Source organism: Pseudomonas sp. YY-1 (assembly GCF_002843095.1).
GTDB lineage: Bacteria > Pseudomonadota > Gammaproteobacteria > Pseudomonadales > Pseudomonadaceae > Aquipseudomonas > Aquipseudomonas sediminis_A.
Genome location: NZ_PJLX01000005.1, coordinates 123,028 through 140,418, shown reverse-complemented (window position 1 = coordinate 140,418; position 17,391 = coordinate 123,028). Strand labels below are relative to the sequence as shown.

Here is a 17,391-nt window from a genome sequence, read left to right as displayed (position 1 = left end):
GCCACGGCTTGCCGCGAACGGCCACCGCCCTTATGGTGGCCGGGTTTTCCGCCACGAAGCATTCCCCATGTGGTCACTCAAGGCCTGGCGCCGTCGTCGCACTCTCGAACGCAACCCCGTCGATCCGGCTCACTGGGCCGAGGTTCGCAAGCGCCTGCCCATCCTTGACGGCCTCGAAGAACACGAAGAGCAGCACCTGCGCGAACGCGCCGTGCTGTTCCTGCATGACAAGCACCTGACAGCACTGCCCGGCCTCAAACTCGGCCCGGTCGAACACCTGCTGCTGGCGGCTCAGGCGCAATTGCCCCTGCTGCACCTGGGCGATCTGGACTGGTACCGGGGTTTTCACGAGATCGTCCTCTACCCGGACGACTTCCTCAGCCCACAACGCCACCGCGACGCCAGCGGTATCGAACACGAATGGGACGACGCGCGCAGCGGCGAGGCCTGGCAACAAGGCCCGGTGATCCTCGCCTGGCCGGGCGTCGAAAGCAGCGGCGGCTGGGAAGGCTACAACCTGGTGATCCACGAACTGGCGCACAAGCTGGACATGCTCGAAGGCGGCGCCAATGGCCTGCCACCGCTGCACCGCGACATGCGCGTGCAGGATTGGGCGCATGCCATGCAGAGCGCCTATGACACACTGAACGCCGAGCTGGACGCCAATCCCGACGCCGAGACCGCCATTGACCCCTACGCGGCGGAAGACCCGGCAGAGTTCTTCGCGGTGGCCAGCGAATACTTCTTCAGCGCACCGGATCTGCTGGCGGATGCCTTTCCGGACGTCTACCAGCAGCTGTCCTTGTTCTACCGCCAGGACAGCCTGGCGCGATTGCGACGGCTGCAAGCGGAACACCCCGACTACAGGACGGTCGAAAACGCGACCAATGGCTGAGTAGGCCGCCGTAGTAACGCATTGCGAATACGCCTATAATGCGCCCCACTTTTTTGGCCCTCCCTGGGAGTTTCCCCCATGAGCTACAGCAAGATCCCGGCTGGTAAAGACCTGCCGAACGACATCTACGTTGCCATCGAAATCCCGGCCAACCACGCGCCGATCAAATACGAAATCGACCATGACACCGATTGCCTGATGGTCGATCGCTTCATGGCCACCCCGATGTTCTACCCGGCCAACTACGGTTTCATCCCGCACACTCTGGCTGACGACGGCGACCCCCTCGACGTGCTGGTCGTGACTCCTTATCCGGTCGCGCCGGGTTCGGTGATCCGCGCTCGTCCGGTCGGCGTACTGCACATGAGCGACGAAGCCGGCGGCGATGCCAAGCTGGTTGCCGTTCCGCACGACAAACTGACCGTTCTGTACAAAGACGTTCAGGAATACACCGACCTGCCCGCGCTGCTGATCGAGCAGATCAAGCACTTCTTCGAGAACTACAAGGATCTGGAGAAGGGCAAGTGGGTCAAGGTAGAAGGCTGGGGCGGCGCTGAAGAAGCCCGCGGCCTGATCAACAAGGCAGTCGCGGCTTACCAAAAATAAGCCCTGACCACCTCCTAAAAGCCGGCCACAAGCCGGCTTTTTTATTGCCCGAAGAAATCCAGCAAGATCTCACACGCTAGAATTCACAAGGCCTGCAGCGTACCATCCCTCCCATAACGTCCGATGAGAATCCACTGAATCCCACATAAAGGTGTGGGTCAGAGTGTGGGTCAAAAGGAAGACATAATGGGTAAGCTCACAAGCAAAACAGCCGAATCTCTCGCCAAGGCTGCAGTACCAGGGAAGAGCAGTGATGGCGAAGGCCTGTACTTTCAGGTTTCAAAAAGCGGAGTCTCCAGCTGGATATTTCGCTACAAGCGGGATGGCCGCAGCCGTGAAATGGGCCTAGGCCCCTTCCCCACCATCACCTTGAGCGCGGCCCGGCAACTGGCCGCTGACCAACGTAAGGTACTGGCAAACGGCTCTGACCCACTAGGCACCCGGGACGCAGAACGAGAGGCCAAGCGCGAAGCGCAGCGCCAAGCCGATGCCAGCCGTATAACCTTCAAAGACCTCGCTCAAGAGCACCAAAACGCTCATGGCGCCTCCTGGTCAGAGAAATGGCGTAAAGGCTGGTTAAGGAAACTGGAGCTCTACGCATTCCCTACCATAGGGATGCTCTCGGCGGATGCGATCAAAACCGAACAAGTGGTGAGTGTTTTACGCCCGATCTGGGCAACCAAGACCCGTACAGCAGACGAAGTCCGTGGCCAGATCGAGCAGATCTTGGACGCGGCCAAGACTCGCGGCCTACGCTCAGGTGACAACCCAGCTCGCTGGCGCGGTCACCTGGATAATCTTCTGAGCAAGGCGGAAAAAAAGAAGGCTCGTCAGCGCACCCACTTTCCGGCCATGCACTGGAAAGAACTACCAAGCCTGATGGAAAAACTCGCTCAAGCCCCAGGCCGAGATGCTATTGCTACGCGCCTATTGATCTTGACTGGCGCCCGCTCCCACATGATCCGCTTCGCTCAATGGTCTGAGCTCGACCTAGAAGCAGGCATATGGTCACTACCTGCCGCACGCATGAAGATGCGAAAAGCCTTTGTCATTCCGCTGCCTGAAGCTGCGGTAAGCATGCTTCGAGATATGCCAACCACGAACTCGCCCTACGTGTTCCCTGGACAAGGAAAGACCGGCGTGATCCACGCCAACGCAGTTCGCAACCTGCTGCACAAACTCGGCCATGCAGACATCACCCGACACGGCTTCCGCTCTACCTTCAGGGACTGGGCAAGCGAAAACACTCACTACCCTAGAGAGGTATGCGAATTTGCGCTGGCTCATGATGAGCGAGACCAAACAGAGGCTGCCTACTCTCGTTCGGACTTTCTAGATAAACGTAGAGAATTGATGACCGACTGGGCAGTATTTTGTACAAATACCAATGCAGACACACTGACGGATAACGGCAAAAGCCTGTAGTCGGCACTGCGCCCGCAGATCGTATCCACAGCAACAGGCAGGCGGCGAATATAGCACTAGAACGCATGGGCTCGAGGGACGCCTAGTCAGCCATGGCATGCACTCAGTGGCCAGTACCGCGTCAAATGAACGCGGCTGGGAATCTGAACTTATCAGTACACACATCGACAAGGGCGAGGTTCGTGGCGAACTATAATAGTACTGACTACATCAAGTCAGTGACAGCCTAGTAGAGTGAGCATATTCAGGACACAGCTACCGGAAACTTATCGACGTCAGCCATGCGAGAAAACGCGAAATAAACGTCGCTTCGATATGCTGTTCAAAAGGCGACTACTGATTGAAGCCAAGCTAGCACTGCGCCTGCAGAGCTCTCTCAATATTGCTCAGGATGAATGGTGTAAGTGGGCCGCTGATCTTACAGGCTGCTGATCGTGAAAATCCTATCTGCCCCTTAACCCCTTTGTAGGTGACCTCGTAGGAGGCTGCATCAACCAAAAAATCAGCCATCCCTAGTAGTTTAATATTTTCTGTATTGATGCCCTCTTTAGATACCAACTCAATCCGAGCAAGGGAATTGGCCTTCGGGATCGCACCCGACACTTTTAAACTGTTCAGAACTTTTCTAGTGGCACTTTCTAGTGCCGTTTGTACCAGAGCATCGCTGATGACTATCTGCTCACAAGCAAAGCCAAACCCTATCGCATTCTCCAAGGCGTTCAGGACTTCACGTATTGACCTTGCCGGACTCTCAAATCGAAAAATTGTGGATCGTTCGTTAAGCACAATAATAGACTGAGAGTTGACGGTGATGATCTGCTGATACTCAGCGTTCCCTTCACTGTCTAGACGGACAGCGTTGATAGTAGATGGCCAAATGTAGCGAAAAGATGACTCGCTTTCGCTAGTCAAAAAGCCCGCAGTGCCTGCACTGTCGTATCCTACGGCTCGTAACTTGGTAAAGAACTCGGCTACAGAGCAAGGTAGACGCACCTGGTACCACTTGTAGCGTGAGATCATACTTGATCACCTCCTTGAGTGCATTCCGCCTTAAGTTTCTGCATCTGCTCACGCGCGGCCTTTTCAATCAACCTAGACATCGAGTCGATTTCAGACTTCAAGGGCGCGCGTTTTTTCCCCACTTTGCCGTCTACATAAGGGTATACCGACTTGACTAAGATCGAGAAATCCATGCAATTCTTGGGATCTGCGAACAAAACCTCCACACTAATTACATCTCCATTCCCAAGAGTGCGCTGCGCAGTCCAACACATCTTAAAAATATAGAATGCATCTTCATCCACGAGATCAAGGAGCAAGGACGAACGAGTAACACCATTACCCTTAAGCAATACTTTTTCGATATGCGTCTCATGCTCATCGGATGCTAATTCTTCATCATCGGCGTCCAGCTTCGGCTTATATACATATACGTCAGATACATCACGACGACTAAAGCCATCCAAGCTTGTACTAAGATCAATGAAGAAGCGCGTCCTCATCTTAGGATTAATTACGTCATACAGGTTAACCGTGATACGTTCAATATCATCAGGTACTAGCGTGTCTACCTTTGCAACGATCTCATCGCGCACAGTGTTCATGAATTCATTTTGCGCGTTGTTGATCAGGTAGCCGTCAGCGCTCTTAATAAACTCAACCACACCATCCTTGATTTGCTGCTGTGCAAATTCGGTTTTTTTGTAATCAATGAGCGAATACTGGACTTTCAGCGTAAAATCATTACCACTCCTAACAATGTGGGCGACATCACCATTGGCAATGATTTCCTTCTTAATAGCCTCAAGCGCAAACTTAAGCTCCTCGGGATCAATGGCTCCAACAAGATCCATAGAGGTAGTGCGCTCCCTGCGAGGAAGAACCCCCAATTTCTCCGATATTATCCGATGATCATAGTAGTCATGAGGAAGGCGGGAGAAATACTCTGCCAGATCGTCTCTTGGGGTCTTTTTGGAAACAATCATGTTACGTCGCTCGAACAGCACCGCCAAGGTAGGGGCATCCACTCGGTGTTGAATCAGTGCATCAAAGACATTTTTATCCGATGCGTAGTACATGGCCGGGCCGAATGTTCTTTTTTTCAATTGCGCCACCCCATCCAACCTGGATTGTACGAGTCCGTCACTGCGGTAACTGCCTCAAAACTGATCGCGTTCAAGACAGTTTCTCGAATCGGATCGAAGCCCCAAGCCTTGGCGTAACTCTCTTTGGCCGCTTTGAAGTTTGCCACCATTTGAGGGTCAGCATTTGGCACTGTGACTCGAATTTGAACTGACTTGCCTGACTCCAACATCTGATATCGCGAAAGGCTGTCTAAAAAATATTCAAACTCAGTATGCGAGGCACCGGGACGGTTGTAGTACACCACGTAGCCTGGCTCGGTCTTGTCCGTACCTTTATGCTGAACAATCAGGTAAGGACTGGTAAGCGCTTCGATGGTTGCGGGCTGCCCCCATACATCCCCTTGCCGCCGACGCAATACAAGGTCGGGATAATAGAAGGTGTATTCGCTAGACATTTTCTTCTGGCTAGTCAGGCGAATCATATCGTTGGCGATGGTAAACAAACGATTGATGTCATGTGGCCCAAGGTAGTGAAGATAGACATTGGGCGGTATGGGAATCGAGTCAAAACCAATTTTCTCGATCAGGCCGTAAAATGGCTTTTCATACCCATGATCATGGTTGTGCACAAAGAGAAGACCTCGAACTTCATAGTTATCGCAGTCAGTAATCGCGAAACTACTTCGCCAAGATTCCGAATCCCTAGCGCATTCGACAGTAACAGCCAAGGACTTGAAGGCGTCGCGAAGCTTTTGCTTCCCGATACTCTCTTTCTTGTAGGCTTTCAGGTCAGTGTGAAGATAGATCGTGCTCCCGAGATAGGGATCTTCGTAATAGAAAATCGCATCACCAGGATGTTGAGTCTTTGGTTTGCCATCACTACCCAAGTGAGCAGGACAGTGGCAGTTAAAATTCTCGTTCCATTTATCCTTCATTTGCCAGAAAAAGCTGCCAAATATATCAACTGAAAGCTTCTCAGCAATCTCACCAACGTTTACGGTTTCCGACATGGCTCCTCCTAAGCAACTGTCCCTGGCGCTCGAGCCAAGGGATGTGAGGAGCCAGCATAGCAGGATCAGCGGTACGCAGAAGCCATATGCCACTACGGCATACATGGCCAACAGCTTTTGAGTCAATAGCCCTACCACCACCGTAAATCCAGCTCCAAAAAATCTCAGTCACACATCACAGCAATGACATCCCCACCATGGAGTCTTCAACCATGTCATTGCACTGCCCGAGCTGCGGCTCTCCTCAGGTCTCTACGCACCTCACCGCCATGCGGATTGCTGCCTTCATCGGCATGCTGGGCGGTGCGCTGCGTGGCGCAGGCACCATCCTGCTCACTGGCCCGACTGTTACCAGTAGCGATCTCGCCAAACCTCCCAACGTAAATCTCAATGCCCTGTCATCGGCCATTCTCAGTGGCCTGGTTGGCGCTGCTGGAGGCTGCGCGATGGGCGCTCAGCTTGGCGAAAAACTCGACCGTCATGTGCTGGCCCACAACTTCTGTCTGAGCTGCGGTCACCGCTTCAATCAGCCGGTCTGATCCAGACACCTACTTCTCTCACTCATCTCTGATTGCCGGTGCTGCGCCATGCGCAGCGCTTTATGCCGGCGCGCACCCAAAGGAAATTCATCATGGCTCATCAAGTCGAACAAATGGCCTACGTCGGCGCGACTCCCTGGCACGGTCTGGGCAACAGCCTGCCGCGCAAACAGCCCATCGAAATCTGGCAACGTGAAGCCGGTATGGACTGGCAGATCCAGGAAAGCCCCGTGCATTTCAAATCCGATGCCGTCGGCCACCTGGGCACGATCCATTCCTTCCCCGAACAGAAGGTGCTCTATCGCTCCGACACCAAGGCACCGTTGTCAGTGGTCTCCAGTCGCTATCACACCGTGCAGCCTCGCGAGGTGCTGGAGTTCTACCGCGATCTGACCGAGGTCTCCGGCTACGAGCTGGAAACCGCTGGCGTGCTCAAGGGTGGCCGCAAGTTCTGGGCACTGGCGCGTACCGGGCAAGAAACCGCCATCAAGGGTAATGACCAGGTCAACGGCTACCTGCTGCTGGCGACGTCCTGTGACGGCACCCTGGCTACCACAGCGACACCGACCACCGTGCGCGTGGTGTGCAACAACACCCTGACAGTGGCATTGGACGGCACCAGTCGCGCAATCAGGGTGCCACACAACACGCGCTTCGATCCGAAGGTGGTGAAGAAGCAACTCGGCATCGCCGTCTCGCAATGGGACGACTTCATGTACCGCATGCGCGCGTTGGCTGAGCGCAAGGTGCAGTGGCATGAGGCGCTGGGCTATTTCATGAATGTGCTGTGCGAGGTCAGCCCGACCGGCCAGTTGCCCGAGCAGTTGCCCAACGAGCGCGCTCTGCGCCGCGTTCAGGAACTGTACGAAGGGCGTGGCCGTGGCTCGGATCTAGAGTCGGCTCGTGGCACTGCCTGGGGTCTGCTCAACGCGGTGACCGAATACGTCGACCATGAACGTCGTGCTCGCAGCACTGAGTACCGCCTCGACTCGGCCTGGTTTGGCCAAGGCGCGCAGGTCAAGCAACGCGCGCTGGATGCGGCCCTGCAAATGGTCGCCTGATCCTCCTCTTTCTCCATTTCATCCACTCCATGACGCCCGGTCAGATCAGCGCTGATCGGGCGTTTTTGTGTCCGCGAGGTGAACACCATGAAAGCAACGTCATTGAATGGCATCACCAGCAATAAACGCCCTGCCCTGCGCCTGGTCAGCACCAAGGAACTACCGCGCGAGGACTGGCTGCAGATCCGCAAGCAAGGCATCGGCAGTTCGGATGCAGCAGCAGCGGTCGGTCTCAATCCCTACAAATCCCAGTTGGAGCTGTGGCTGGAGAAAACCGGCCGCGACAGCAACCTGCCGAAGACCGACCCGCACGACGAAGAAAGCCCGGCCTACTGGGGCAACGTGCTGGAGCCCATCGTGGCCTGGCATTACAGCAAACGCACGAAGCACAAGGTACGTCGCATCAACGCCGTGCTGCAGCATCCCAATCCGGAGTTGCCCTGGATGCTGGCCAACATTGATCGCGAGGTGATTGGTACAGATGAGGTGCAGATCCTCGAATGCAAGACAGCCGGCATAAACGGGGCACGCCTCTGGAAAGAAGGCGTCCCCGAATATGTGCAGTTGCAGGTGATGCACCAGCTCGCCGTCACCGGCAAGCAGGCGGCGGATGTAGCGGTGTTGCTCGGTGGCCAGACGCTGGAGATCCATCGCATCGAACGGGACGAGCAGATGATTGCTCGCCTGATCGAGTTGGAGCGCCGTTTCTGGCAGTACGTTGAAACCGATACGCCACCGCCTGTCGACGGCACTGCCTCGGCCGAACTGGCGCTGCGTTGCCTGTATCCACAGGACAACGGTCAGGTCGTCGATCTCAGTGGCAATGCCGGCCTGGCTGCTGCATTCCTGGAGTTGAAGGCTGTACGCCAATCGATCTCCGATAAGGAGAAACGCGAGGCCGAGCTCAAGCAGATGCTGCAGCAAGCCATGGGTGAATCCACCCGGGCCGAGTTCTCCAGCGGCTACGTGAGCTGGCGCAAAGCCAAGGACAGTACCGTGCTTGATGTCGAGCGCCTGCTCCAGGAAAAGCCCTACCTACAGGCCCGCTATCCAAAACTCAAGGAAGGTAGCCGGCGCTTTCTGATCGGCTGATCACCCTCTTCCACTCAATCCCTCCCCTTGGCCAGTCCATGCAGCTCACGCTGTGTGGCTGGCCTTTTTTGCTTTCAAGGAGCGCCATCATGCTCAAAGGTCTGGCAATTACCCCGCCCGTGCTCGGGCGTATTTCCATCGGAAAGGTCGTCGAGAAAAACGGCAAGCGCCTGCCGGAGAAAGACGACCAATTCACCATCACCTCTCAGGTGCAGGGCAAGGACGGCTGGCTTCTGCATCCGCTCAATGACGAGCTTCGTCAGGGTAAGGACGACAAGCTGCGTAGCATTCCTGTGCGCTTGTTGTTCAACGAACCGGAGCTGAATTTCCGCGCTAATTACACCCTGTTTGATCGGCAGAACGGTCGACCGGTATGTGTCGGCAACGGTGAGACCTGCAAGCGCATCAGCAAGGACGGCGTTCAATCGCTGCCCTGCCCCTCGCCCGATGCCTGCCCCCTGGCCAAGGGCAATGCCTGCAAGCCCTACGGGCGCATGAACGTAGTGATCGGCGATGAGGATGCCCTGGGCAGCTTCGTGTTTCGCACCACCGGTTTCAACAGCATCCGCACGCTAATCGCCCGTTTGCAGTACTTCCGGGCCATATCAGGTGATCGCCTGGCGTGCCTGCCGCTGGAGCTGCGTTTACGTGGCAAATCCACCCGGCAGAGCCACGGCACGCCGATCTTCTACGTCGATCTGACGCTGCGCGGCGGCATGACCGTGGAGCAAGCGTTGCTCACTGCGCGGGAGCTGGATGAGACGCGTCAGGCAGCGGGCTTTGATCAGGTCGCGCTGGATGCCACTGCGCGTGTCGGTCTGGGTAACGGCATCTTCGAGGACGACGGCGAGGACAGCAGCGCCATTGCTGAAGAGTTCTTTCCGGAGGGTCAGCCCACCGCGTCGAAACCCGACAGCACCGTTCACACCCAAACACTCGCCGAGAAGCTCGAAGCCCAATCCCAACAGCTCGAACCGTCCGCCTAACCACGGGCGATAGCCCTTACCTAGAGGTCTGCATCCAGAAGTAAATCCGAAGGTTTGCAGCCCAGAGCATGAGCAATCCGCGCAATGTTCAGAAATGTCACGTTGCGCTCTCCCCGCTCAATTTTCCCCATATGCGAACGGTCAATCCCAGCCGCATCAGCAAGCGCTTCTTGGGAGAAGGCCTGCTGCGCTCTACGGGCACGCACAGCCTTTCCCAGACGTATCAGGCTTTGGTCTTGATCTTGAGTCGCGGAGATTCTTGGCATGCCGCGAATCGTTTCGTTATGCTGCTAAAACGACCACGGTATTTACGACCCATTTCTTTGATCGCACAGGGAGTACTGAAATGACGCAACTCACTTTTGATGACCTGGCCACCGCCAAACTTCCTCAACTCATCAGCCGCAAGGAGTCCTTCGAGGTCGTAGGCCTCAGCGGCAAATTGCTCGAAGCCGTTCGCCTGGTCGAAAACAAGATTGAGGTCACTGGGCTGACCTGCCGCGTTTACACAGCCGGTCGCATTGGCTTGGCAGCAGGCAGTTTCGCGGGGGGTGTTACGGGTGCCTTGGGATTGCTCACGGCCACCGGCATTGCCATGCACAACCTGCTGACACTCAGCCCTGACTACGTGATCGAGAAGTATCCGACCTACAACCGGATCGTCGTTCGCTACAAGAAAAAGAAGAAGTAACCCTCCCTCACCTTTCTCTTCAGCAATCACCTACGCCACATGGCCTCCATGCAGCTTCTACCTACATGGGCCAAATAAATGAAAAGGAGTCCTCATGACCATATTCAGGAAGTCGCTCATAGCTCTGGGGCTGATCAGCAGCCTCCCTACCTTCGCAGAACAAGTGGAGTACTTCGATTACACGCCCGCCATGAACGTTATGTCCTGTGACACCAAGATGGAGATCCCGACTCTGGGCCTGAGAAGGGCCGATGGCTCCTTGCCAACCCGCACCGTCTACGACTGTCGGCCGGCGGGCAAGAACACGCCCAGCCAAAAGCAGATGGCATTCATCAACCGGGAAACAGGGGAGCGCTTTGTAAAACACACCGCAGGGACTTTAACCATGGAGTGTGGAGAACATGGATGCGCCCTTCAAAATGAGGTCGACGGATACACTCCCGGTGCGCTGCTTGGACAGGGACGCCAGGGGAATTACCTAATCGAAAATGGCTGGTATCTGGACTATGACGCTCAAGGCAATACCGTGGCCTATCGCAACGATGTCGGCCCCAAGAAAAATCAAGCCCCGTTCGGTAGCTCGAAGCCACGCCCGAAGAACTATGGAAAGGAAGCCTGCTATGAAGATGCGCTGGATGAGCTCGAACGCAGATTCGGCGTGCCGAACGAAGACTACTATCTAGAGCTTCAGATTCGCGAAGAATGCGGCCTACCGCTTCAGTAAGCGACACTAGTATCAGCTCAGATCCCGCGCCAATCGGCGCGGGATCACTTTTATTTTTTGCGATTACAGTATCCTTCAAATGGCTGCTTTCGACAGACTCTGTTGAGAAATGGGCCGGGTAACTAGGCCTTACGCGCCATCCGTTACCAACCCATTGAGCCATTGCCACTTCGCCGGTTCGTAATAATTCCGCACCAGCGCCGCGATATACTCGCTCTCAGTCTTTCAGCTCAGCCTCCTCCTCACGCCGATAGGCCCAACGATAGAGCGCAGGCAACACCAGCAGCGTAAGTGCGGTAGAGGACAGAATCCCACCGATCACCACAGTCGCCAGAGGGCGCTGTACTTCAGCCCCAGTCCCAGTCGCCAGAGCCATGGGCACGAAGCCAAGTGATGCAACGAGCGCAGTCATCAATACCGGGCGCAGACGTTGCAGGGCACCGTCGGTGACGGCCTGCTGCAACCCCATTCCCTCCTCGCGCAGATTACGAATGAAGGAAATCATCACCAGACCATTGAGAACCGCCACCCCCGACAGAGCAATAAAGCCCACCCCGGCGGAGATCGAAAGCGGTATGTCACGCAGCCACAGCGCCATCACGCCACCGGTCAACGCAAAAGGAATACCGGTAAACACCAGCAAGCCATCACGCACGTTGTTGAACATCATGAACAGCAGCATGAACACCAGCAGCAGGGCAACCGGCACCACCACTTGCAGACGTTTGGCCGCCGATTGCAGTTGCTCGAACTGTCCGCCCCAAGTCGTCCAATAACCGGCTGGCAGCTTCACATCGCTGCGAATCTTCTCTTCGGCCTCTTGCACAAAGGAGCCGATGTCACGCCCCCGCACGTTGGCACTCACCACAACCAGGCGCTTGCCATTCTCGCGACTGACCTGATTTGGCCCTGGCGCCAGTTGCAGACTGGCCACCTCAGAGAGCGCGATAAAGCCGACGCTGGTGGCTGCCCCCGTTGCTGGAACGGGTATCAGCAGTCGCGAGAGCCCCTCGATATCGGTACGCAGGTTTTCCGGTAGACGTACTACCAGATCGAAACGGCGATCCCCCTCGAATAACGTCCCCGCGCGGCGCCCACCGACAGCCACGGCGACGGTTTCCTGAATGTCACCGACATTCAGACCATAGCGAGCCGCCTTGTCTCGGTCGATGGCCACGGTCAGCACCGGAAGGCCTGTTGTCTGCTCGGCCTTCACCTCGGACGCCCCATCAATACCGCCCAAGGTCTCGGCCACTTCGGCTGCCGTGCTATTGAGGACGTCCATATCGTCGCCGAAAATCTTCACCGCGACATCGCTACGCACACCCGATATCAATTCGTTGAAACGCAATTGAATAGGCTGCGAAAGCTCGTAGTTACTGCCCGGCACCAACTCGGCAGCGGCCTGCAGCTCGGCGATCAGAGTCTCACGCGACTTTTTCGGATCAGGCCATTGATCACGCGGCTTGAGCATCACGTAGCTGTCGGAAATGTTCGGCGGCATCGGGTCGGAGGCGATTTCCGCCGTACCGGTACGCGCGAATACTCGCTCCACTTCCGGCACCTTGGCCAGAATGGTCTCCTCCAGGCGCATCTGCATATCCACCGACTGCGTCAGGCTGGTACCTGGGACACGCAGCGCCTGCAGCGCGAAGTCCCCCTCACTGAGACTCGGCACGAACTCGCTGCCCATACGTGATGCCAGCAGACCGGAGAACAGAACCAGCGCCACAGCCGCACTGAAGGCCAGCATACGCCGCCGCATGACCCAGGCCAGCACTGGCTCGTAGGTGCGTCGGGCAACGCGCATCAGCGCGTTTTCCTCTTCCTTCACCTTACCGGTGACGAATAGCGCAATGGCCGCAGGAACGAAGGTCACCGAAAGGATCATGGCCCCGAACAGGGCGGTCACCACGGTAAAGGCCATAGGGTGGAACATTTTGCCCTCGACCCCGGTCAGGGCGAAGATCGGCAGGTACACCACCATGATGATCAACTGACCGAAAATCAGCGCACGACGAGCTTCCTTGGATGCCGCGAAGACCTCATGCAGACGCTCACTACGGGTCAGCTCGCGGCCAAGCCTGTGCTGCGCATGAGCCAGACGGCGAATAGCGTTCTCGACGATGACCACGGCACCATCGACGATGATGCCGAAGTCGAGTGCACCCAGACTCATCAAGTTGGCGCTGACCTTATTGCTGAACATGCCGGTGAAGGTGAACAGCATCGACAGCGGAATGACCATGGCAGTGATCAGCGCCGCACGGATGTTACCGAGGAACAAGAAGAGGATGACGATAACCAGGATCGCCCCTTCGATCAGGTTCTTCTTGACCGTGGCGATGGCCTTGTCCACCAGATTGGTGCGGTCATAGACGGTCACCGCAACCACCCCTTCAGGCAGCGAACGGTTGATCTCCTCCAGACGTGCGGCCACGGCCTGCGACACACTGCGGCTGTTCTCGCCGATCAGCATGAACACTGTTCCCAGCACGACCTCGCGACCATTCTCGGTCGCAGCACCAGAACGTAGTTCACGACCCAACATCACCTGCGCCACATGACTGACACGAATGGGCGTGCCGTCCACATTGGCCACGACGATATTAGCGATATCGTCCAGCGTGCTCAGTTGCCCAGGTGCCCGAATCAGTAGTTGCTCGCCATTGCGCTCGATATAGCCAGCACCGACGTTGGCATTGTTGCGCTCCAGCGCCAGCAGCAGGTCACCCAGCGTCAGCTTGTAGGCAGCCAGGCGTTTGGGATCTGGAGCGACCTGGAACTCCTTGGCGAAGCCACCAATAGTGTTGATTTCGGCAACGCCAGGCACCGTGCGCAACTGCGGTTTGATGATCCAGTCCTGGATCACCCGCAGATCGGTTGGTGTGTAAGGCGTACCGTCCTCCTTGAGTGCACCCTCCTCGGCCTCGACCGTCCATAGAAAGATTTCACCCAGGCCGGTGGAAATCGGCCCCATGGATGCCTCGACCCCCTCGGGCAATTGCTCCTTGGCACTTTGCAGGCGCTCGTTGACCAACTGGCGGGCGAAATACAGATCCGTGCCATCCTCGAAAATCACGGTAACCTGCGACAGCCCCGAGCGTGACAGCGAGCGGGTCTGTTTCAAATGCGGCAGGCCGGCCATGGCCGTTTCAATCGGGAAAGTGATGCGCTGCTCGGTTTCCAGCGGCGAAAAGCCCTCGGCAGCGGTACTGATCTGTACCTGGACGTTGGTGATGTCGGGAACGGCGTCGATCGGCAGCTTCTGATAGCTGGCCACGCCCACACCGGCCATCGCCAAAACGGCCAACAGCACCAGAAAGCGCTGTTCTATGGCGAATTGAATGATGCGCTCAAACATGAAAAATACTCGTCGGTGAGGATCAGTGCGCGTGTTCGGCGCTGCCTTTGCCCAGTTCGGACTTGAGGATGAAACTGCCTGTGGCAGCTACACGTTCGCCTGACTTCAGGCCTTCGCGTACCTCGACGAAGCCATCGCTGCGGGTGCCCAATGTCACCGGACGCACTTCGAAGCCTTCAGCGGTACGCACGAAGACACTAGTCTTGTCCTCGACATCCTGAATCGATGAAGCCGGCACCACGGCCGCGGCCTCATGGCTTTCAGTCGCCAAGGCAACCGAGACGAACAGGCCGGGACGCCAAATGCCGTCGGCGTTATCCAGGTCGATGCGGCCTGTCGCCGTCCGCGTCTGCTCACCCAGCAGGCGGCTGATGTAAGCCACCTTACCCGTAGCTTCGCGCCCCAGCTCTGGCGCACTGACACGTACTGACTGCCCGACTTTCACCTGTTCCAGATCACGTGGGGAAACGCTGAAGGTGACCCAGACGCGACTCAGATCAGCCACCGTGAAGGCATTACTGGTCTCACTGACGACTTCGCCAGGTACCAGGTGCTTCTCCACCACCACACCGGAAAAAGGTGCACGCAGGTTGTAACGGCTGCCCTCGCCAGCCTCGCCCTGAGGGCTGATCGTCTTGCCCTTCTGTCGGGCATTGGCCAGAGCGATCTCGGCCTCCTGTAGCGTTTGCCGGGCCTGGAGATAATCCTGCTCGGCCGAAATACCGTCCTTCCACAATTGGCGTTCACGCTCGAAGGTCGTGCGGGCCAGCTCAACGCGTCGAGCGGCAGCCGCCATTTCACTGCGCAACTCGGAAACCTGCTGACTGACGATAGTCGCCAGGCCATCCCCAGCAGCCACCTTCTGCCCCAGCCCGACCAGCACGCGCTCGACCACGCCAGCGCTGGGCGGCACGACATGAGCCGTGCGCTCCTCGTCGAAATTCACCTCGCCAGGTAGAGAGATGTATGTGCTCATGGCTCGCGCTTGTACGTCGACGAGCTCAATGCCCGCAGCGGCTATTTGCGCCTTGCTCAGCACCAGCCCCCCCTCTTCGGCATGCCCCCCCGCGGACTCACCGTGATCATCGCCAGCCTCGCCATGATCATCGTCGGCATGTTCGTCCTCGACCTCACTGACCTGCCTAACCTTGACTGCATCAACGCTGTCGTTACTGGCAAGCATGTGTCCGATTTCTGCGGCATAGCGCCCGCCGTTGTAGAACAACGCACCACCGACGAACCCCAAGGTCAGGGCCGCCGCGATGGCAACACCAAGTTTCTTCTGCATGAACAACCCCAAAAGATGATCAGTAACCGGCATCGCGCCGATCGTCGTGACAGGAAATCAGTAGCTATCCGCTTGGGCAGACAGATCGCCGTAGATGCGCTCCAGGCGAACCCAGGCATCGAGTGCTTCGCCGAGTGCCTGCAGGTAACGGGAGCGAACGTCGATCAATGTGCGCTGGGCATCGAGCACATCGATAAAACCGAACTTGCCCATCTGGAATCCACGCGTCGTGTTTTCCAACGCGGTGTCCGCGGACGCGAGCAAGTCACCTTCGAAGCCGCTAATTGCTCCCTGCGCCGTTCGCCACTGCTGATAGGCCTGCTGCACCTCACTGCGTAGGCGTAACTCGGCAGCATTTCGCAAGTCGCGCGCCTGATCAGCCCGCCGCGAGGCAGCCAGAACATTGCCCTGGTTGCGATCGAACAGAGGCAGAGGCATGGACAAACCAACAAGGTTGACGCGCTCACGATCCTCACTGCTGTATTGACTGCCGAGGCTGACCGTCAGATCGGGAATCCGCCGGCTTTTCTCAACGGCGATTCCGGCCTCCTGCCGGTCGATCTCGACCCTGGCAAGACGCATCTGCGGGACTTTGTCCAGGCGGCTCAGAAGTGCGACTTCGGAGGGTATTGCGGGCATATCGGTAACATCGCCACTGAGGCTAGGCTCACCACTGGCGGATGCCCCCCCAATCAAGGCCAGCAACTGATTCATGGCGTTGATGTACTGATCTCGAGCCCGTGCGGCCTCAAGTCGAACCTCTTCGTACTGCAGCCGGGCGCGCGATGCCTCCAGGGCAGAGGCCTTGCCCGCCTTGACGCGCGCATCGACGACCGCCACGCCGCGCTCGCTCAGGCGCTGTGACTGCTCAGCCAACTCTTGGCGCATCTTCGCCAACAAGGCTCCTTGGAAAGCCCCTACCACCTCGGCACGCAGCTCATTGCGCAGTTGCTCCTGACCGATCGCAGCACTGTCGATACCGCGTTCGGCCATTTCTATACGGGCGCCGCGCTTGCCGCCCAGCTCGATAGGCTGGCTGATCTGTACCGTCGTGGTTCTCGTAGCACTGCGGGTGTCCTCAACCTCCCAAGACAACTCCGGATTGGGAATCACACCGGCTTGGCGACGCTCACCTTCTGCGATGCCGACATTGCGATCACCCGCCATCAACGACGGGTTGGTCTGCAATGCTTGCCCCCATGCGTCGCCCAGGGTGATCGGCGTTGATGCCACGGCCTGGCTCACGATGAATGAGCAGGCAACAGCGAGGCAAAGTGCCTCAGCAATTCTCGAATAACGCCTCGACAAGGGCTTTTCCTCCACACCTGGATAAATTCGGAGACATGCATGAAACCTCCGAAAACTTTATTCGGTGCAGAATTTAGGGAGCCTCACCTATCGTCGAGGTGACTGCAAAATTACAAATACGTAATGCCCAACCACGCCATATAACGCTGTATTAACATGCCGCGAATGCAACAATCATTCGAGTCATAAAGTTACAACTGGACATATAAAAAGCATCATAAAAGCAACCGGCGGCGTACACGGACGGGGCTGTAGCCCTCTAAATCAGGGGGCTCCCGCTTGACCCTGTAGTTACTACAGGGATCATCATCCGCCACG

Annotated in this window: 16 protein-coding genes; 9 read left to right on the top strand and 7 right to left on the bottom strand. The window is 57.0% G+C overall.

The features are described 5' to 3' along the window. The first annotated feature begins 67 nt into the window (after nt 1-67). The 3 genes from CXP40_RS09230 (at nt 68) to CXP40_RS09220 (ending at nt 2,926) form a co-directional block, all read left to right on the top strand. A complete protein-coding gene (locus tag CXP40_RS09230; RefSeq protein ID WP_106733469.1) occupies nt 68-895 on the top strand; it encodes a zinc-dependent peptidase in 828 nt (275 codons plus the stop codon). Between the two features lie 78 nt (nt 896-973). Next, nucleotides 974-1,501, top strand: a complete 528-nt coding sequence (gene ppa, locus CXP40_RS09225) for an inorganic diphosphatase (RefSeq protein WP_013717208.1) — start codon at nt 974-976, stop codon at nt 1,499-1,501. A gap of 186 nt (nt 1,502-1,687) precedes the next feature. Next, on the top strand, nt 1,688-2,926 hold the full coding sequence (locus tag CXP40_RS09220) for an integrase arm-type DNA-binding domain-containing protein (RefSeq protein WP_074941480.1): 1,239 nt from the start codon (nt 1,688-1,690) through the stop codon (nt 2,924-2,926). Nucleotides 2,927-3,277: 351 nt separating this feature from the next. Here the strand turns inward: CXP40_RS09220 and CXP40_RS09215 are convergent, their stop codons facing one another. From CXP40_RS09215 to CXP40_RS09205, 3 genes are read right to left on the bottom strand one after another with little or no spacing between them, the layout of a single operon-like run. Next, complete coding sequence (locus CXP40_RS09215; protein ID WP_074941481.1) at nt 3,278-3,946, bottom strand: hypothetical protein; 669 nt, start codon at nt 3,944-3,946, stop codon at nt 3,278-3,280. Further along, nucleotides 3,943-5,040 carry a hypothetical protein gene (locus tag CXP40_RS09210; protein ID WP_208606124.1) on the bottom strand — a complete coding sequence of 366 codons (1,098 nt, stop codon included), beginning with the start codon at nt 5,038-5,040 and terminating at the stop codon, nt 3,943-3,945. The genes CXP40_RS09215 and CXP40_RS09210 overlap by 4 nt, the downstream gene beginning before the upstream one ends. Continuing rightward, on the bottom strand, nt 5,028-6,020 hold the full coding sequence (locus CXP40_RS09205) for a hypothetical protein (protein WP_106733468.1): 993 nt from the start codon (nt 6,018-6,020) through the stop codon (nt 5,028-5,030). Before CXP40_RS09205 ends, CXP40_RS09210 begins: the two co-directional genes overlap by 13 nt. A gap of 212 nt (nt 6,021-6,232) precedes the next feature. Between CXP40_RS09205 and CXP40_RS09200 the strand changes: the two genes are divergently transcribed. From CXP40_RS09200 to CXP40_RS09185, 4 genes are all read left to right on the top strand, one after another. Beyond that, on the top strand, nt 6,233-6,559 hold the full coding sequence (locus tag CXP40_RS09200; protein WP_074941483.1) for a hypothetical protein: 327 nt from the start codon (nt 6,233-6,235) through the stop codon (nt 6,557-6,559). 92 nt (nt 6,560-6,651) lie between these two features. Beyond that, nucleotides 6,652-7,620, top strand: a complete 969-nt coding sequence (locus tag CXP40_RS09195) for a DUF932 domain-containing protein (protein WP_074941484.1) — start codon at nt 6,652-6,654, stop codon at nt 7,618-7,620. 87 nt (nt 7,621-7,707) lie between these two features. After that, nucleotides 7,708-8,712, top strand: a complete 1,005-nt coding sequence (locus tag CXP40_RS09190) for a YqaJ viral recombinase family protein (protein ID WP_074941485.1) — start codon at nt 7,708-7,710, stop codon at nt 8,710-8,712. Between the two features lie 89 nt (nt 8,713-8,801). After that, complete coding sequence (locus CXP40_RS09185; RefSeq protein ID WP_074941486.1) at nt 8,802-9,698, top strand: hypothetical protein; 897 nt, start codon at nt 8,802-8,804, stop codon at nt 9,696-9,698. A gap of 20 nt (nt 9,699-9,718) precedes the next feature. On the opposite strand, the gene CXP40_RS09180 is transcribed toward CXP40_RS09185, so the two are convergent. Next, nucleotides 9,719-9,964, bottom strand: a complete 246-nt coding sequence (locus CXP40_RS09180; protein ID WP_074941487.1) for a helix-turn-helix domain-containing protein — start codon at nt 9,962-9,964, stop codon at nt 9,719-9,721. 80 nt (nt 9,965-10,044) lie between these two features. Here CXP40_RS09180 and CXP40_RS09175 point away from each other — a divergent pair, with 80 nt between their 5' ends. Beyond that, the gene (locus tag CXP40_RS09175) at nt 10,045-10,389 is read left to right on the top strand and encodes a hypothetical protein (RefSeq protein WP_074941488.1); all 345 of its coding nucleotides are present in this window, start codon (nt 10,045-10,047) and stop codon (nt 10,387-10,389) included. A gap of 94 nt (nt 10,390-10,483) precedes the next feature. Next, nucleotides 10,484-11,113, top strand: coding sequence for a hypothetical protein (locus CXP40_RS09170; protein WP_074941489.1), 630 nt, complete (start codon nt 10,484-10,486; stop codon nt 11,111-11,113). A gap of 217 nt (nt 11,114-11,330) precedes the next feature. Here CXP40_RS09170 and CXP40_RS09165 read toward each other — a convergent pair whose 3' ends face one another. Genes CXP40_RS09165 through CXP40_RS09155 form a run of 3 tightly spaced genes read right to left on the bottom strand, consistent with a single transcriptional unit; the run spans nt 11,331 to nt 17,073 of the window. Then, entirely contained in the window at nt 11,331-14,477 is a 3,147-nt protein-coding gene (locus CXP40_RS09165) for a CusA/CzcA family heavy metal efflux RND transporter (RefSeq protein ID WP_074941490.1), read from the bottom strand. 22 nt (nt 14,478-14,499) lie between these two features. Continuing rightward, complete coding sequence (locus tag CXP40_RS09160; protein ID WP_074941491.1) at nt 14,500-15,765, bottom strand: efflux RND transporter periplasmic adaptor subunit; 1,266 nt, start codon at nt 15,763-15,765, stop codon at nt 14,500-14,502. A 57-nt stretch (nt 15,766-15,822) separates the two neighbouring features. Next, nucleotides 15,823-17,073, bottom strand: a complete 1,251-nt coding sequence (locus CXP40_RS09155) for a TolC family protein (RefSeq protein WP_074941492.1) — start codon at nt 17,071-17,073, stop codon at nt 15,823-15,825. Between the last annotated feature and the right edge of the window lie 318 nt (nt 17,074-17,391).

Coding starts and splice junctions, on each gene's coding strand:
- CXP40_RS09220 (WP_074941480.1), top strand. CDS start 1,688: ATGGGTAAGCTCACAAGCAAAACAGCCGAATCTCTCGCCAAGGCTGCA.
- CXP40_RS09205 (WP_106733468.1), bottom strand. CDS start 6,020: ATGTCGGAAACCGTAAACGTTGGTGAGATTGCTGAGAAGCTTTCAGTT.
- CXP40_RS09175 (WP_074941488.1), top strand. CDS start 10,045: ATGACGCAACTCACTTTTGATGACCTGGCCACCGCCAAACTTCCTCAA.
- ppa (WP_013717208.1), top strand. CDS start 974: ATGAGCTACAGCAAGATCCCGGCTGGTAAAGACCTGCCGAACGACATC.
- CXP40_RS09215 (WP_074941481.1), bottom strand. CDS start 3,946: ATGATCTCACGCTACAAGTGGTACCAGGTGCGTCTACCTTGCTCTGTA.
- CXP40_RS09195 (WP_074941484.1), top strand. CDS start 6,652: ATGGCTCATCAAGTCGAACAAATGGCCTACGTCGGCGCGACTCCCTGG.
- CXP40_RS09185 (WP_074941486.1), top strand. CDS start 8,802: ATGCTCAAAGGTCTGGCAATTACCCCGCCCGTGCTCGGGCGTATTTCC.
- CXP40_RS09230 (WP_106733469.1), top strand. CDS start 68: ATGTGGTCACTCAAGGCCTGGCGCCGTCGTCGCACTCTCGAACGCAAC.
- CXP40_RS09180 (WP_074941487.1), bottom strand. CDS start 9,964: ATGCCAAGAATCTCCGCGACTCAAGATCAAGACCAAAGCCTGATACGT.
- CXP40_RS09170 (WP_074941489.1), top strand. CDS start 10,484: ATGACCATATTCAGGAAGTCGCTCATAGCTCTGGGGCTGATCAGCAGC.
- CXP40_RS09160 (WP_074941491.1), bottom strand. CDS start 15,765: ATGCAGAAGAAACTTGGTGTTGCCATCGCGGCGGCCCTGACCTTGGGG.
- CXP40_RS09165 (WP_074941490.1), bottom strand. CDS start 14,477: ATGTTTGAGCGCATCATTCAATTCGCCATAGAACAGCGCTTTCTGGTG.
- CXP40_RS09190 (WP_074941485.1), top strand. CDS start 7,708: ATGAAAGCAACGTCATTGAATGGCATCACCAGCAATAAACGCCCTGCC.
- CXP40_RS09200 (WP_074941483.1), top strand. CDS start 6,233: ATGTCATTGCACTGCCCGAGCTGCGGCTCTCCTCAGGTCTCTACGCAC.